This window comes from Weissella confusa (assembly GCA_041871065.1).
GTDB classification, from domain to species: Bacteria; Bacillota; Bacilli; order Lactobacillales; family Lactobacillaceae; genus Weissella; species Weissella confusa_A.
Genome location: CP168944.1, coordinates 1 through 15,904, shown reverse-complemented (window position 1 = coordinate 15,904; position 15,904 = coordinate 1). Strand labels below are relative to the sequence as shown.

Below are 15,904 nucleotides of genomic sequence, written 5' to 3'. Positions count from 1 at the left end.
TTTTTTCGCTACTTATTCTCCATGATGATGTAAATGGCATTCGCATTGCCCTTCTGTACACTGACAATCCACTTCTTCTACTGCGAAAGCTTTTTTCATCTCTAATATTTCTTCTAGTCGCTGGATATCATCGAAGCTTAAGACATGATCTTCAATGACACTCCCTACTACATTCCCGACATTCTTTCGACAAATACGGTTGAAAATATCGTCTGTATAATTTCCTACGGCTTCTTTCTCTTCAATATTGGTAGTATAAATAAATTTTCTACCTTCTTGCTCTGTATTTAGTACGCCTTTTTCAACCAGTCGACCTAAGAGCGTTTTGATAGTGGCTTGTTTCCAGTCCATTTTTTCTTTCAATATGGAGATGATTTCTTTACTAGTCACTCGACCATTCGCCCAGACTACACGCATAACTTCCCATTCAGCATCGGTGATATGAGGGCTAACTACTATTGTACTCATTCTTTTTCCCTCCTTATTGTCTACATGCGTAAACGTAAATGTTTGAGATAAGTTTACTATTGTAAACCATTCTTATCAAGTCTTTTTTAAATAAATGTAACCGGCTATTATTGCCTTTGTTTTCCTATCTTTACCTATCTTTACCCAATACTAATTAAAAAATGCTCCTATGCTATTAATTTACAAGGCAGAAGAAAATCTGTCCGTAAATCTAGCATAAGAGCAGGGTTAATATGAATCGGTACTATAATTGATGTAGTACCGATTTTTTTGGAGGTAATGGTTGTGGATTTAAAACAGGAAATAATGGCTGATTCACGTAATGCGTCATTTACATCGCAAGGACTTGAGCCGATTTATATGATTGCACCAACCGTGAAAATATTGATTATTGGCCAAGCACCGGGCGCAGTTGTTGAGCAAACCGGGATTTTGTTCAATGATAAAAGTGGTGATCGATTACGCGAGTGGATGAGTATCGACCGGACAACCTTCTATGACTCTGGCTTAATTGGTGTGCTACCGATGGATTTCTATTTTCCAGGCAAGGGGAAGAGGGGTGATTTACCACCACGCAAATTTGTGGCGGGTGAATGGCACCAACGACTACTTGATACGATGCCGGATATCGAATTGATTTTGCTAGTCGGAAAATATGCGCAACAGCATTATTTGCCAATCAAAGCGAGTGAATCGTTAACCAGTGTGGTACATCGATTCGCGGATTTTGGGCCACGGTATTTGCCGTTGGCGCACCCATCACCACTCAACAACATCTGGCTTGCCAAGAATCCGTGGTTTGAAACGGACGTCGTGCCCGCACTACAAAAACGTGTCGCAGATATCTTAAAGAAATAAAACAGGCCGACCTGATTTATAACCAGGTGAACTGAACCCCAAAATTGACCAGGAACCAGTTTGGTTGCAAGCTAGTTTTGCAGAATAAATAAAAAGACCCTATGGCGGGATGGAAATAATCCGGTTAACCATAGGGTCTTTTTTTTGTACTATTACGGCGTCATATAAGAGCCTTCTGTGATGGATTACCCACTAAGCGGTGCAACTTTGACCTCTCAGTGCATTTCAGAGCAATAAAAAAGCCAGTTATCGTCTTTGGAGGACACATAACCGACTTAAATATATTCAGTCTTACTATGGGAGTAGTAATTACTGTTTACTGTCCCAAACCTTGATAGCACGAGGCAATCTTGACTTGAAACCGCTTAATTGATATGATTAACACATCAATTAAATATCAGAAAGGCGAGTAAGAGGAACGCCAATTCCACTTACAAGCTGTGCCAGATGACACGACTCATTTGACACGTTTTTAACTCCCTGATTTCGTATACTCAGTATACCAATAATCATAGGTTGAATCAACAGGTAAGCTCCACAAACAGGACATAAAAAGTCAGGACTTACCAAGAGGATTCCGTACAAGCGTGTTGATTGAAAGGCACGTAACGTATGGAATCCTTTTTTGTACTTATGGAATCATCCGGCAACGGTGCAGACTACCGTTATCAGGTTATCCAGAAATGGCGGGGAACACCAACCCCGATGATTCAAAAAGGTGCCCAAGCGTGGTGTAATCTCCATCACTAAGGGGTGTGGGGCGTGAAGCGGTCTTTGATACGTCCAAGCCAAATGGCAAAGCCTAAGTCCGACAAGGATACGGTGAAAACAGAAGTTACTTACCGGTAACAGACAGGGTGGCTAAAAGGCTGTCAGAGGCTCTCTAAGGGCATTTGACGGCAGAGGCATGTAAGGCAGTACAACCAGTCGGAAACGGCAACACAGAGGAATGTCAGAGCTGTGGTAGTAAGGTACTGAATCAACGAGATGAGTTTCGATGGTCGTGGCTTCGTGAGAAGTGGCTATTCAAGCAGTTGTCCTAACAGAAGTAAGTTATTTTTTAACTTATTTCTCAATCACAGGGGACAACTATATCTCCGGAGCATGACAAGCGCTCAAAGTGGCTGATTTGTTTTGGTTTTTCAATGGTTTTTTTGATGAAATCAATTGATTAAGGCCTGCCGGCTGAGGATCACCAAGTGCCGGTTGTTACCTAACGTGCGTGATACTAACTGAATCGGCTTTACATCATCGAACTCTGTACAGCGTGCGTTTGGTGGATAGCGTTACCAGAATCCTTATGGTTAACATCGTGCGATAGCCAATCCAACACAGCCTTCAGCAGTTCACTATAGCAATATCAATGTTATGGCGATATACTTAATTGCTTAACCAGCGTAATCCTTGAGTAGGCATTCCAGAGCACCATCTGGGGTGTCTTTTTTTGTGCAATCATAACAGACTCTATTCAGTTAAGACGATACAACGAAACTTGAATAATACTGTGAGATGATACGGTGTCATCATTTAAATGAATTGTTATTCTTTTTTGTATCGTCTCGTGTTTTGTTTAAGTTGTATCAGTATACCCTTGTTTGATACTGATAATGTGGTATCTTATGGTTGACAATACTGATACATGGAGGAAAGATTATGAATAAATTTGATAATGTCGATGCACTTCTCAAGGAGCTTGGCATAAGTCGTGCCACTGCTTATCGCAGAGCTCGTAAATATGATATTTCGTTGTCTGATTTGTCTTCGGGTCTCTCGGACGATGAGATCGAGAAATTAAAGAAGCCACTTCAAAATTCTGGGAAGCAAAAGGGTTCGGAAGACGTTGAAAAGTATCGTATCAAAGTCTCGGAGATGTCTGATATTATCGCTAGTCTCAAGACTGAGATTTCGTCTCAAAAAGAACGATACGATATGGAACGGAAACGAAACGATGAGCGTGAGACTGTTTTGCTTGATAAGTTAGGTGAAGCACAGCAACTGGTTAGCCAATCACAGCAACTCCAGCTGATGACAGAGAAGAAATTAGCTAAAGCTGAGGAAGAATTGGCCAGTATCAAGATGATTGAGACAGAGACGGAGTCACAGACAACCGCTAATGAGCCTAAAAGGGGCTGGCTTACACGATTGTTCGGGTAAGAAACTATTTTCTAATAAATGGAGAATATAATGAAATTTCTAGCATATACCGTGGCGTGGCTGCTTCTTATTGCTCAATGGAATGACATAAAAGACTACTACTATAATCCAGTGACGCCGGTCCCAGTTGGGGCGGTCATTATATCCGTAATTCTAACCGTAATTTTATCAGTCGCAACATTCAAGGAACTAACCAAGGGAAAAATAAAATCACACAATCATGCTGGCACAGAGCACCCTAAGCTTTATGAGGACTGAGTGGTATAGATTGTGAAATTTGGCCCCAGAGGACGCTTGTGCAGTGTCTTAGATGGACTGAGCTGACTTTGTGAAATTGGATAACTAAGCAAAGTTATCCCAGCCCTTGGTAATTGGGGCACTTAGTATAACTGTGATTTATGTAAACCTGAAAATGGTATAGGAGTAATATCGTGACCGGTGATAAGAAGTTAAACGAACTTGAGAAGCAACTGGTGCCATTACCTGAGCTGGTGACTGATGACGTGCCCGCAGATGATCCTGATGTAACTGAACAGGTTGTTGACGCGATGAATAAGTAAAGACGTGTTTATATATATAACTTGTGATACAATAAGGGCATAAAGAAAAGAGCCACAGGAATTGCAGTTCCCATAACTCTCTGTCAGATCTATTCTGATAGGTACATTCTTACAAAATTCGACATTAGTACTTCATGTACACACAGAGACCCTGCTTAACCGTCCAAAGTTAAAAGCATGGTCTTTTTTTATGTCCTCATGAAGCACCAAGGTTACTTGTTACGGCGGTTAAGCCAATTATCCATCAGGCGACCAAGAAGATAAATGGTCGCATTTGATAGAACGTTAGAGACAATCATGTCCCAGTTCATCGTGGTAATCCTTAGTGTATTCTCCATATGAGCACCTCCAAGCTGATTAAGGCTCAGAACGTACCCTCAGACAATTACTGACAAGCTTTAGTATGGCATCGTAACGCAGTCATTACAACCTGTTAAATTGTTGAAATAAAGTGCTTGACAGCGCTATGTGTAGGAGTGCTAAGTGTTTCCGCAGATTATTACAAAAATGTGAAATATAACGTTCGGTTAGGTTCCCACCGTTGACCAACCATAGAGGCACGCCACAGCACCTTTCAGTGTCCAATGATGGACAACATATCACTCGCAGACGTGCCCATAATCGGGTGCCATAGCATTGCTGGTGTCGACACGGAGGTCGATGATAGGCGTGATACACGCACCCACCAGAGGGGACACTGTTGACGTGGGTGTCAATGACATCTGACATATAATTGGTACACAAATAGCCCCGTAGCACTCCTCAGGAACATGCTACGGGGCTTATTTTGGCATTGTGTGTGGTTTGACATATGTATCTGGGAGTACCGTGGTCAAAAAGTTGATTTGGCATTCTTACAATAAGGAGGACTTCGGGAGTTACTTAGGTAATAAAGGAAGAGATAAGGTAATTCTGAAGTGGTTGAGTAATAAAAGAAGAAAGAATGCTCTTCTGCTATTAATTTACAGGCCGTATAAGAGCTTTTGAGCGCAATTAAGAATCATCCATATAAAATATTGTCTATAACGAATAAAACGCCATAAAAGGCTTACAAAGAGCTTTTCATGGCGTTTTATTCGTTATAGGTGTTTTTTTGCACAGATTAAAGTTAATGCCTTACTAACCAAGAACATTTTATCTATATTCGCGTTTAACGTATCAATTAACAATCAAATTACTAGTCTATTCTGAAAATCGGATGACTAAAAACAGTAATGACTAATCATTTTATTAAATGGCCATCGATCACAAAATAATGGCATTAAGTCTTAAAAAGGTTCAATGTACAAGCCATTATTTACAAGGATCATAACCGAATGAAATGAGGGCAATGCGCACTTACACTCTTGACACCTGTCAATAGTAGTTTGCCAAGGATTTCATCCTTGGTTTTTCCTTGTATCAGAAGGCTAACGCCAACCATTAATTAATCACATTATGCAGGATCCAATGGCTATAAGATAACCGGGCACTCATCGTAATTAACCACGGATGATTGACTTCGAAAATTTGTATTTCCGTTTCTAAGTACAGGAGTGTTTTACCATGATTAAAAGTTAAAATCGGTGCTGGAAAATCAGGTCTGGTCGCAACCTGATGTACGCTTTGCCGTGAGTTCATCTCCCAACGTTCTTTTAGATCTTCTCGTGATAAAAGTTTTGGTAACTGCTCTTTCTCAACTAACACTTGTTTTGTGAGTTGTGCCGTTAATTCTTCCTTAGCAGCATTGGGATGCCAATCATTTAAAATATCATATGCGTTATTACCTAAATCTAATTCCATGAATAGTCCTCCTAATGTGTCATGGTTACAAGACAAAATATTCACCGCGGATAGTAAACTTTACTATCATCGCCATGAAATACTTCAATGCTCAAATGGTAATAATTATCATAGATACCAGCTTGATACATCGCTTCCGTGATGTTGTGTAGCATGGGCGGTTCTAAGATACGTTCACGTAGCAACCAGAAATGTTCATTATCATTTTGAATAAACACACAGCACCGTTTATTTCTCACATTAAACACGCGGATTTCACGGCCGTCATCATAGCGAATAATAGCTTGTAAAGCTAAATTATCATTGGTCATGTACTCATCAAAATTAGTCATGATTCATCACCAAAATAATGATCCAGTAATAGATAACCCAGTAAGTCAGTATCACCAGTATTATCCATGGTTGCATCAAAGGCATCTGAAAAATAAGTCTGGCTAGCTGTATCCGGGCCTTGTTTATCTGACACTGTAATGATGTTGTCTAATTGTGCCTTAGTAATCCTAGTCATTAAAAATACCTCCATGGTGGTGCCAAAATGAACAAATACGGGCTAATTTAGGGAGATTAGTTGGCGTTATTACCCAAGATCAATTTGATCTAACCCAAGATAAGCCAGTGTCATAGCCTCACTCGAATGATTCAATAAGTGCATGACTAAGCCAATATTATAATATTTTTACTTATTTAGAACTATTTCATAAACTTGATGGACGTCAAGTTTATATCTCCCAAAAGCTAATACACTTTAGTTGAACTAAAATTAAGGGAGAAATCATATGCAACATAATATTCTTAAACATAAAAATAAAATTACTAGTATCAGTGGCTTACTCATTGCTTTAGCACTAATCGCACACTTTATTTTTGCCAATACAACAATTTCTAATAGTGCTTTTATTATAGCTTCGATATTAGGCGTTACCCCCATTTCTTTACAGGCTTATCAGGCTATGAAAGTAAAAGTAGTAAGTATTGATGTTTTAGTAACGATAGCGGTCATTGGTGCTCTCTTTATTCAAAATTATGAAGAATCAGCAATTGTTACTTTTTTATTTTTGTTTGGATCATATTTAGAACAACGAACACTTAACCAAACACGATCAGCTATTAAAGAGTTGACGGAAATGGCTCCAGAAACTGCTTTTAAGCAATTGACAGGGGGACAATTTGCAGAAGTAGATATTGATGAAGTAGAAGAAGGGGATATTCTCCTAGTAAAGACTGGTGCCAAGATTCCCGTAGATGGTAGGGTAACTACTGGAAAAGGATATGTAAATGAGGCTAATATCACAGGTGAATCTTTACCTTTAAAGAAAGAAAAAGACGATGAAGTATTTGCCGGTACTATTATGGACAACGGTACTATTCAAATAGTGGCTGACAGAGTAGGGGAAGATTCTACATTTGGAAAAATTATTGAGTTGGTAGAAGAAGCACAGGATTCTAAATCAGAAGCAGAACGATTCATTGACCAGTTTTCTCGCTGGTATACACCTGCAGTACTTACAATCGGGCTGTTGGTTTGGGTATTAACCAAAGATACAGAACTTGCGATTACCGTATTAGTACTTGGTTGCCCAGGAGCCTTGGTAATTGGTGTACCTGTTTCAAATGTTGCGGGGATAGGAAATGGCGCAAAGAATGGTATTTTATTTAAAGGTTCTGAAGTGATTAGTCATTTTGCCAATGCAGATACAGTGTTATTCGATAAAACAGGTACCTTAACTGAAGGAAAGCCTGAAGTGAGCGATATTATTTATTATGGAAATAATCAGGAGGAGGATTTATCTCTATTGCTTTCGGTTGAAAGTGAGTCTGATCATCCATTAGCTGTCGCTATTGTAAATAAATTAGCACAATATAAAGTAAGGCCTATAGAAAATACACAGGTTGTAAAAGGTGGGGGCGTAATTGCTCACGTAGATGGGCACGTTGTTTCAGTAGGAAATAAAACCTTAATGAAACAAGAAAGTATACCGCTATCTGATGATGTTCTTAAAAAATTGAATAATTTAGAAACAACCGGTAATTCAATTGTATTAACGGCAGTTGATCATAAGTTAATCATGTTAATGGGTATCCGCGACAAAGTTCGACCAGGTGTTAAGCAGGACTTACAAAAATTAAAATCACTTGGTATTAAAAATCTCATTGTATTATCAGGTGATAACCAAGGTACAGTTAATTCAGTTAAAAAGGAACTAGGTTTAACGGAAGCCCATGGTGATATGCTACCAGAGGACAAACAAGCATTTCTAAAAAGACGACAGGACTCAGGTGAAATAGTTGTTTTTATCGGTGACGGCGTTAATGACAGTCCCTCTCTGGCTACTGCAGAGGTGGGTATAGCTATGGGGAATGGAACAGATGTCGCAATTGAAAGTTCAGATATTGTTTTAATGAATTCTAACTTTAACCGCCTTCCTCATGCTTTAGGCCTAGCAAAAGTAACATATGCGAATATGCGACAAAATATTCTAATTGCTGTTGGCGTCGTGATAATACTATTGGCTAGTTTAATATTTAGTGAATGGATGTCTATGTCAATTGGGATGTTGGTTCATGAGGCCAGTATTTTAGTAGTTATTTTAAATGCAATGAGATTAAGAGGTTATCAATTAAGATAATTGATCTATATCAAGTATCTTAAAAAGAATGGCCTATATAATTTATTTAAAGGAGCGATAGATATGACTAAAGCAACATTAAAATTAGAAACATTAACTTGTCCATCATGTTTACAAAAAATCGAACGTGGTTTAAAACAGACTGCTGGTGTAAAAAAAGATTCTGTAAAAGTACTTTTCAATGCGAGTAAGGTAAAAGTGGATTTTGATGAAAATCAGGTCAATTTGAATACAATTGAAAAAGCAATTGAAGACTTAGGATATCCAGTAATTAGTTCAAAAGTAAAGGAAGGTGCATAAAATGACAACGGTAAATGAAAGGCAAGAAAAATTAGCCGCCGAACAAGCATATAAAGAACACATTCATCATACTAAGATTAATTCTGCAGCTGTTACAGATCATATACTTGCTAATATTCATACATTACATGTAAAGTTGCATCAATATCATTGGTATGTAAAAGGCAAAAATTTCTATGCATTGCATAATGTTTTTGAAAATTTATATAACGAGAATGAGGCATGGTTTGATAAAATTGCAGAACGTTTACTAGCTTCAGGATTTAAGCCGGCATCAACAACTACTGAATTCCAAGAATTTACAACGATTTCTGAAGATTCTTCGGAAAAATATTACACTGCTGATGAGATGGTCCTACAGATAGTAGAAGATTTTAGATCTAATCGTGAATTTACTATTCGTGCAATTCGCTTAGCACAAGAAGAAGGAAATGATGCTTTGGAAGATTCACTCATTAGTTATAAAGCTTATTTAGACGTAAATATTTGGCAACTTCAAGCATTTATTAATAAGGATGCCTTAGAAGACGATGACTATATAGACAACGATTAATTAGGAGACAAACGGTATGGCATACCATAATCATCATAGTCATGTAGATTGTATACGTTTAGTGCCGATTTTCAATCATCTCAATGATGAACAAATGCATCTAATTGCTCAATCAGCGAATGAAGTACAATACGTAAAGAATGAGCTATTATTTAGGTTTGGTGATAAAGATGACACATTATATATCATAAACAATGGACGTGTACGTATTTATAGCCTAAGTGAGTCTGGTCGTGAGCAAACCATACGTATCCTACATCCGGGTGATTTTATGGGGGAATTTGCTGTTTTACAGACTGAAGGTTATCATTCGAATTATGCTGAAGCAATATCAGAAACAAGTATTTGTAGGATTCATAAAAAGGATTTAGATCAATATTTAGATCGCTATCCAGAAATCATGCGACGAATATTATCGGATATTACAAAACGGCTACAGTTATCAGAAAAACAAACTGTGCAAGTCAGTATTGAACCTGTTGAAGCTCGAATTATTGATTTTCTATCAGAAAATGTTGAAGATGAAAAAAACCATACTTATGTGACTTTACCCATGTCAAAAAAAGATTTGGCTACTTACCTGGGGACAACCCCAGAAACAATAAGCCGTAAGTTCTCATCATTGGAAGAGAGAGGTCTAATTAAACGGCATACCCAAAAATGTGTTGAGATATTTGATTTAGATGAATTATTATTTGTATCAAGTTAAGTTGATTTATACTTAAACCCAGATTATTCATCAAGACAAACAAAAACCCGCTGAAACAGCAAGTTAATACCGTTTCAGCGGGTTTTGCGCTTTCACCCGTTGGGTGAAAACCATAGGAGCTCTTTGTTATGATATTTTGCTAGTGAAAAACAAACCAAATACTCAAAAATTGGAGCGTCTAAAATTATGACTCAAAAAGTATTACCTAGCAACCCTTTAGTTGCAGTTTCAGACAATGGGGCACCAATTACCTCGGATGGTGGCAACGTGCTGCTTAGTATGTTTCTGAATTCACCTGTAGTTTCCAGGCTCTTTAATAACTGCTCTTATGCTAGATTTACGGACAGATTTTCTTCTGCCCTGTAAACTAATTGCATATGATCAACTCTTATCTCTTATATATTTAATACAAATTTTAGCTTGATAAGTAACTAAAGTATCGCTTAAGTCTAGTTAGGGCATGAGTTTAACCAAAATCAATTTGATCTAACATAGTCTCACGACTAGCTTGATACAGGCCAAGATAAGTAAGCGCCTGTTTTACGCATGGTGTGTGTGCCTAGCATAGTTGATACCTAATAGATCACCAACATGTGACAAGACCCGGGTTGACCCCAGAGCATAAGGCAGAAAATCCAGTAGCGAACGGTTTTTGTTCGTTACTGGATTTTTTGTCTTATGTGGCCGGGGTCAGGGTCGTCGGAGCGTATTTCAGAAGCCGAAGGGTGCTCAAAATAGCATAACTGCTCAACTATACACATTCCAAAAAAGTCCCCCACCCATCACATCTTCCGCCAGACCTTCAGCATAATCAGCATCGCCACAATCAAGGCGACAGAAATCCCCAAAGTCAGCATCCAAGCATATTGCATCCCGGCTAACGGGAGTTTCTTCACGTTCATCCCATAGAATCCGGTAATGATCGTTGGCACAGCCATGGTCAGTGACCAAATTGTCAAAAATTTCATTGTATCGTTCAGGTTGTTATTAGCAAGGCTGTTGAAGGTATGATCGATTCGGTCAACGACTTGGGTTTCAATCTCAAACATCCGTTGGACCTGTTCTCCTTCAATTTGCACGTCTTCGAATAAATCAATTTTATCTTGGTCAGCACCGACACCAAAATGGGTCTTTGGCAAACGAGCGAGTTCACTGAGATTGGTTTGGACCGCGCTGGACAAAAAGGTCAACGTCTGTTGAAGATATGAAAGTGAAACCAAGTCACTGTTCTTCGTCTTCTGGTTCAACATTTTATCCAAATAGTTGCGTTTCTTGGTAATGGCGCGAGAAATTGGGATAAAGCTGTCAACAACTGTAAACAGTGTTTCCAGAATAAATGCATCGACGCTCTTAACCTCGGGATTATCCAATGCCGAGTAAAGTGCCGTGTTGACTTCAGGTATGTCGCTTTGATTAAACGTGAATAAAACGCCCTTATGGAGCAACATGCCAAATGGCTGGGTAATGTATCTCAGCGCATCTTTGTCGAGGGCATACGGCGCCAGAAAGATGAATAATTGGTCGTCCTCATTGATATCATAAACATAATTAGTACTTTCATCATTATCAGTGACGTACTCAATAATATCTTCATCGATGCCATACTGATCTTCGAGGGTTGCCCGTTCTTCGGCATTGATTTGAATCGTTTCAATCCATTTGGTTCCATTGATTGTCTTTTCGGGTTTGATCATTTAGTAATTCCCCTGTTAGTTATTAACCTCTATTTTAGACTAAAAGAAAAGAAACTGCAGACAAATTTTTAAATTGTCAACGACTCCCAACTGCTAAACACTTTTATAAAGAATATAACGGAAACCTACTTATTTTTTATGAAGGTCTTTAAGAAGCTGTTTAGTATCTTTTAAGAAGTAGTCTGATAAAGGCTAACGAAACCATCATGAGACTAGTGTTGAGCTTACGCTCACAGTTACGCCATAAACGGCGATAATTTCCCAACCAACTAAATGAACGTTCAATGAGCCACCGTTGGGGGATAACCGAAAATTGGTGTAACTCATTTCTTTTAACGACGATTACCTTGGCTGACGTTAAACTGCTAATCTCATTAGCAAAATTTTTTATAGGTTAACCAAAATCAATTTGATCTAACATCGTTTCACGACTAGCTTGGTCTAACCCAAGATAAGTCAGTGTCATGGCTTCACTTGAGTGATTCAATAAATGCATGACTAAGCCAATGTTGTAGTTTGATTGTGTATAGACGCGATAAGCACCTGTTTTACGCATAGTGTGCGTGCCTAAATAGTTGATACCTAGTAGATCACCAACACGCGCCATCACTTTATAAAACTGTTTCTCGGTGATATGGCAATCATGATGGGCTGTCGAGGGGAATAACCACTCAGAATTGATATTTTCTTGGACCAGCCAATCATGATATTGCAACAAGTCTTGCTGAACAGGCTTTAAATATAACGTGTTTGCTTTACCAGTCTTTTTATCATGAATAAAGGCTGTATTTTTGACAGAGCCGTCTGGATTATAGACATCTGCTTTTTTCAATGTCATGACATCACTCACACGTAGTAGCGTGGCCTTACCAACTTGAAAAACTGTGTAATTTCGGCGACCAGCACGGAAACTATCGAGAAGTGTATCTTGTACCATCTTTAAAACGTTGGAGTCTTTGATGGGTAGGACAATTTGTTGCGCCATGATTCAAATATACCTTTCTGAAATTAAATAATTAAATTGTTTATTTATTGATGACCAGGACCGTATTTCTAAACTTCTTTTATGGTTTATTATATCACTTAACAAAAAAACAGCCCCCATTATCTACTAGTCAGATAATGGGGGCTGTTTTAATAGTCTTTTCGAGGGGCGATTATGTAATTATAGACCCTGAGTTAAGGAATGTACTGATGTTTTCTAGTATAGTCCCTAGTTTGATAATATTTATTGTATTTTTCTGTATTTAGTTATTCGATGATATCGAGGCTAATATGTCAGTCTTCCAAGCAGCCATTGGTTGGTATATCAATTTTTATAATCGTAATCGTATCTCAAATGTTGCCTAAGGAACTGAATAAAAATAGTCCAATTTATTGACTTATGAGCAAAAAGGGAGAGATGATTTTTTAAATTATTTCATCTCTTCCTTTCCTGTGAAACTATTGTATTTTTAAACGATAAGGTTATTCAATTATTTCATGTGCAAAATAACTGTTTATTTTGGCTCTAATTTCAATGTCATAGCATTGATAGCAACAATTACAGTCGAAAGTGACATCAAGACGGCAGCGACTGCTGGACTTAATGTTATGCCAATTGGTGCTAGTATTCCTGCAGCTATTGGGATCGCAATAAAGTTATACCCTGCTCCCCAAACAAGATTTTCTTTCATCTTACGTGTGGTCTTCTGAGCCAACTCGATAAAGGATGCAATGTCGCCAGGGTCTGACTGTGTCAAGATGATATCGGCTGAATCCAATGCTACTTGAGTTCCAGCACCAATAGCTATACCAACGTCTGCTAATGCAAGAGAAGGTGCATCGTTGACCCCGTCACCGACCATGATAACTTTCTTTCCTTCTGCTTTAAGTTTTTCAACTAACTCATATTTGTCTTGAGGAGATTGATTAGCTAGATAATCAATACCTAAAATTTCTGCAGCTCCTTGAGCCGCTTTTTCATTGTCCCCCGTTGCCATAATCGGCTGAATTTTGTTCTTTTTAAGGGCTTGTATTAAGTCTTTACTTGTCGGTTTTAATTCATCTCCTAAAGCTACAGCACCGATTGCTTCGTCGTTTTCTACTAAGACACTGATGGTTGCTCCTTTTGGAATATCCATATCCAGATTACGTCCATATGCTTTTTGACTGATTAATTGATAACGATGTCCGTTAGCTTGACCTTCTACACCAGCGCCAGACATAACATCAATCGAATCAAAACTTACTGGACGTATCCCTTGCTGTTCTGCGTAACTAATAATTGACCGAGCGATAGGGTGACTAGATCCACCTTCGATACCTGACAATAAGGCAACGATTTCATCTTTCGTATATTTATCATTAAAGAGTTCAACATCTAATACTTTAAACTCACCAGTTGTTAAAGTTCCAGTTTTATCTAAAACCATAACATCTGCGTTTGTAGTCAACTCCAAAGCATCCCGGTCTTTCACTAATAATCCCCGACTGGCCCCTAAGCTGGTACTACGAGCAGTCACCAATGGAATAGCCAGACCCAGGGCATGCGGACAAGCAATAACTAATGTGGTGACTGTAAAAATAACTGCCGTTGGTACATCAGCTATAACCATCCATATGACAAGGGCAATAAGAGCTGCAATAACCGCAATATAAAAGAGCCATCCTGCAACTTTTTGTGCAAGATTTTCTGCTCGAGAAGGTTGTCTTTGAGCTTGACTGATTAATGTCTGAACCTGAGAAATGAAGGACTTATCGCCTGTCTGCTTTATTTCCACATAGAGGACTCCGTCACCATTGGTTGATCCACCGATGACCTCATCTCCGGGATTTTTTTCAATTGGTTTCGATTCCCCAGTCACAAGCGCTTCGTTTACACGTGATTCGCCACGCTGGATCGTTCCATCTGCTGGAACATTTTCTCCGGCTTGAACACGAATCAAATCACCTACTTGCAAGTCAGCAACTGGACGAGTCTCAATCGAATCGTCTTCTAAAACAACATGAGTATCTTTCGGCACCAACTCAGCCAATGCTTTTTGCGCGTTCCCTGCTTCACCCAATGCCTTCATTTCAATCCAGTGTCCTAATAACATGATTAAAATTAACGTTGTAAACTCAAAGAAGAAGTCCATGACAGGTTCTCCGGTCACATATCGAGCGGCCACTGCGTAAACACTATAGGCATAAGAAACCGTTATTCCCAAAGTAATCAAGGACATCATGCCTGGAACTTTTGAATTAAACTCATCTTTCGCACCCATGAGGAATGGTTTTCCGCCAAAAATGTATAGAATTGTTGCCAATACAGCTGCTACAACGTCTGCATAAGGAAAGATAATTTGGAAAGGCAACTGAATACCCATCAAAGGAGTAATGAGTAAGATTGCAATTCCTAATGGGAGTGACTTCAAGAAAATATCCTTAAAGCTACCGTGATGGTGGTGGGCATGCCCTCCCATTGCGCCATGATCCATTTCACTGTGATCCATCTGACTATGTTTCATTTCATTATGGTCGTGTTTTGAGTGATCCATGTCGCCGTGATGGTGGTGGGCATGCCCTTCCATTGCGCCATGATCTATTTCACTGTGATCCATCGCACTATGATTCATCTTGCTGTGATCCATTTCATTATGGTCGTGTTTTGAGTGATCCATGTTGCCGTTATTATGATGACTATGCGACGAATGTTGTTTGTTATTCCTCATTTTTAATTCCTCCTTATTATATTAGAGACTGGATTTAAGGTTTTAGAACTTCCTCATCTAACACTGCATATAATTCTCATGAAAAGGGTTCTATACTTTATCTCTATCTACTATCTATGAATAAATGGTATTCGTACTTTATGCACTTAATACTGAATAGTTAGTTTCTGCTAAAGCAGCATTGAGCGTTTCGGTATCAATCTCTGTTTGACTTTCAAGTACTGCTTTTTTAGTCGCTAAATCAACCTCTACAGATTCAGCCCCTTCAATTGCAAAGGTTTGCGTCTTTCCCTCTTGGGCAATCAGTTCATACCCTGAATTATCCACCGCTTTTTGTAGATTTTCTACCGAAAAAGTTGGTTCATTGTATTCTATACTCAACTTTTCTGTTGCTAGGTTCACGGAAGCCTGTGTGCCCCCACGCACTTTTTTTGCCACTTTTTCTACTGTCTGCGCACAAGACGCACAGGTCATATCTTCTATGGCAAACGATTTATTCTCCAA

Annotated in this window: 15 protein-coding genes and 5 pseudogenes; 7 read left to right on the top strand and 13 right to left on the bottom strand. The window is 38.8% G+C overall.

Going from position 1 to position 15,904, the window contains the following annotated elements; genetic code table 11:
• Positions 1-12: 12 nt before the first annotated feature.
• Positions 13-468, bottom strand: coding sequence for a CopY/TcrY family copper transport repressor (locus ACAW68_11520; GenBank protein ID XGA17073.1), 456 nt, complete (start codon positions 466-468; stop codon positions 13-15).
• 279 nt (positions 469-747) lie between these two features.
• Between ACAW68_11520 and ACAW68_11515 the strand changes: the two genes are divergently transcribed.
• From ACAW68_11515 to ACAW68_11505, 3 genes are all read left to right on the top strand, one after another.
• Positions 748-1,326 carry a uracil-DNA glycosylase family protein gene (locus tag ACAW68_11515; protein XGA17072.1) on the top strand — a complete coding sequence of 193 codons (579 nt, stop codon included), beginning with the start codon at positions 748-750 and terminating at the stop codon, positions 1,324-1,326.
• 1,653 nt (positions 1,327-2,979) lie between these two features.
• Positions 2,980-3,480, top strand: coding sequence for a hypothetical protein (locus ACAW68_11510; GenBank protein XGA17071.1), 501 nt, complete (start codon positions 2,980-2,982; stop codon positions 3,478-3,480).
• Between the two features lie 431 nt (positions 3,481-3,911).
• The gene (locus ACAW68_11505) at positions 3,912-4,040 is read left to right on the top strand and encodes a hypothetical protein (protein XGA17070.1); all 129 of its coding nucleotides are present in this window, start codon (positions 3,912-3,914) and stop codon (positions 4,038-4,040) included.
• 212 nt (positions 4,041-4,252) lie between these two features.
• Here ACAW68_11505 and ACAW68_11500 read toward each other — a convergent pair whose 3' ends face one another.
• The 5 genes and pseudogenes from ACAW68_11500 to ACAW68_11480 all read right to left on the bottom strand — a co-directional run bounded on the left by ACAW68_11500 (position 4,253) and on the right by ACAW68_11480 (position 6,492).
• Positions 4,253-4,378 carry a hypothetical protein gene (locus ACAW68_11500; protein ID XGA17069.1) on the bottom strand — a complete coding sequence of 42 codons (126 nt, stop codon included), beginning with the start codon at positions 4,376-4,378 and terminating at the stop codon, positions 4,253-4,255.
• Positions 4,379-5,462: 1,084 nt separating this feature from the next.
• Positions 5,463-5,822, bottom strand: a complete 360-nt coding sequence (locus tag ACAW68_11495) for a hypothetical protein (protein ID XGA17068.1) — start codon at positions 5,820-5,822, stop codon at positions 5,463-5,465.
• A 41-nt stretch (positions 5,823-5,863) separates the two neighbouring features.
• Complete coding sequence (locus ACAW68_11490; GenBank protein XGA17067.1) at positions 5,864-6,154, bottom strand: hypothetical protein; 291 nt, start codon at positions 6,152-6,154, stop codon at positions 5,864-5,866.
• Positions 6,151-6,330 (bottom strand): hypothetical protein, encoded by a 180-nt coding sequence (locus ACAW68_11485; GenBank protein XGA17066.1) that lies wholly within the window; start codon positions 6,328-6,330, stop codon positions 6,151-6,153. The genes ACAW68_11490 and ACAW68_11485 overlap by 4 nt, the downstream gene beginning before the upstream one ends.
• Before the next feature lie 69 nt (positions 6,331-6,399).
• Positions 6,400-6,492, bottom strand: a pseudogene (locus ACAW68_11480) (site-specific integrase).
• Positions 6,493-6,598: 106 nt separating this feature from the next.
• Between ACAW68_11480 and ACAW68_11475 the strand changes: the two are divergent.
• From ACAW68_11475 to ACAW68_11460, 4 genes are all read left to right on the top strand, one after another.
• A complete protein-coding gene (locus ACAW68_11475) occupies positions 6,599-8,449 on the top strand; it encodes a heavy metal translocating P-type ATPase (protein XGA17079.1) in 1,851 nt (616 codons plus the stop codon).
• Positions 8,450-8,512: 63 nt separating this feature from the next.
• A complete protein-coding gene (locus ACAW68_11470; GenBank protein XGA17078.1) occupies positions 8,513-8,749 on the top strand; it encodes a heavy-metal-associated domain-containing protein in 237 nt (78 codons plus the stop codon).
• Position 8,750: 1 nt separating this feature from the next.
• Positions 8,751-9,302, top strand: coding sequence for a DNA starvation/stationary phase protection protein (locus ACAW68_11465; protein ID XGA17077.1), 552 nt, complete (start codon positions 8,751-8,753; stop codon positions 9,300-9,302).
• Between the two features lie 16 nt (positions 9,303-9,318).
• Complete coding sequence (locus tag ACAW68_11460; protein ID XGA17076.1) at positions 9,319-10,011, top strand: Crp/Fnr family transcriptional regulator; 693 nt, start codon at positions 9,319-9,321, stop codon at positions 10,009-10,011.
• Positions 10,012-10,477: 466 nt separating this feature from the next.
• Here ACAW68_11460 and ACAW68_11455 read toward each other — a convergent pair.
• The 7 genes and pseudogenes from ACAW68_11455 to ACAW68_11425 all read right to left on the bottom strand — a co-directional run bounded on the left by ACAW68_11455 (position 10,478) and on the right by ACAW68_11425 (position 15,874).
• Positions 10,478-10,617: pseudogene (locus tag ACAW68_11455) on the bottom strand (site-specific integrase).
• Positions 10,618-10,793: 176 nt separating this feature from the next.
• Positions 10,794-11,705: a magnesium transporter CorA family protein gene (locus ACAW68_11450; protein XGA17075.1), complete on the bottom strand. Its 912-nt coding sequence runs from the start codon at positions 11,703-11,705 to the stop codon at positions 10,794-10,796.
• 160 nt (positions 11,706-11,865) lie between these two features.
• Positions 11,866-12,051: pseudogene (locus ACAW68_11445) on the bottom strand (transposase).
• Between the two features lie 48 nt (positions 12,052-12,099).
• Positions 12,100-12,690: a site-specific integrase gene (locus ACAW68_11440; protein ID XGA17074.1), complete on the bottom strand. Its 591-nt coding sequence runs from the start codon at positions 12,688-12,690 to the stop codon at positions 12,100-12,102.
• A gap of 514 nt (positions 12,691-13,204) precedes the next feature.
• On the bottom strand, positions 13,205-15,259 hold the full coding sequence (locus ACAW68_11435; protein XGA17080.1) for a heavy metal translocating P-type ATPase: 2,055 nt from the start codon (positions 15,257-15,259) through the stop codon (positions 13,205-13,207).
• Between the two features lie 279 nt (positions 15,260-15,538).
• A pseudogene (tcrZ, locus tag ACAW68_11430) lies at positions 15,539-15,673 on the bottom strand (copper chaperone TcrZ).
• A 93-nt stretch (positions 15,674-15,766) separates the two neighbouring features.
• Positions 15,767-15,874 (bottom strand): annotated as a pseudogene (locus tag ACAW68_11425) (cation transporter).
• Positions 15,875-15,904: the final 30 nt, after the last annotated feature.

Bases quoted from the DNA above. Each gene is read 5' to 3' on its own strand.
- ACAW68_11520 (XGA17073.1), bottom strand. From the start codon at position 468: ATGAGTACAATAGTAGTTAGCCCTCATATCACCGATGCTGAATGGGAA.
- ACAW68_11515 (XGA17072.1), top strand. From the start codon at position 748: ATGGTTGTGGATTTAAAACAGGAAATAATGGCTGATTCACGTAATGCG.
- ACAW68_11510 (XGA17071.1), top strand. From the start codon at position 2,980: ATGAATAAATTTGATAATGTCGATGCACTTCTCAAGGAGCTTGGCATA.
- ACAW68_11500 (XGA17069.1), bottom strand. From the start codon at position 4,378: ATGGAGAATACACTAAGGATTACCACGATGAACTGGGACATGATTGTC.
- ACAW68_11495 (XGA17068.1), bottom strand. From the start codon at position 5,822: ATGGAATTAGATTTAGGTAATAACGCATATGATATTTTAAATGATTGG.
- ACAW68_11490 (XGA17067.1), bottom strand. From the start codon at position 6,154: ATGACTAATTTTGATGAGTACATGACCAATGATAATTTAGCTTTACAA.
- ACAW68_11485 (XGA17066.1), bottom strand. From the start codon at position 6,330: ATGACTAGGATTACTAAGGCACAATTAGACAACATCATTACAGTGTCA.
- ACAW68_11475 (XGA17079.1), top strand. From the start codon at position 6,599: ATGCAACATAATATTCTTAAACATAAAAATAAAATTACTAGTATCAGT.
- ACAW68_11470 (XGA17078.1), top strand. From the start codon at position 8,513: ATGACTAAAGCAACATTAAAATTAGAAACATTAACTTGTCCATCATGT.
- ACAW68_11465 (XGA17077.1), top strand. From the start codon at position 8,751: ATGACAACGGTAAATGAAAGGCAAGAAAAATTAGCCGCCGAACAAGCA.
- ACAW68_11460 (XGA17076.1), top strand. From the start codon at position 9,319: ATGGCATACCATAATCATCATAGTCATGTAGATTGTATACGTTTAGTG.
- ACAW68_11450 (XGA17075.1), bottom strand. From the start codon at position 11,705: ATGATCAAACCCGAAAAGACAATCAATGGAACCAAATGGATTGAAACG.
- ACAW68_11440 (XGA17074.1), bottom strand. From the start codon at position 12,690: ATGGCGCAACAAATTGTCCTACCCATCAAAGACTCCAACGTTTTAAAG.
- ACAW68_11435 (XGA17080.1), bottom strand. From the start codon at position 15,259: ATGGAAGGGCATGCCCACCACCATCACGGCGACATGGATCACTCAAAA.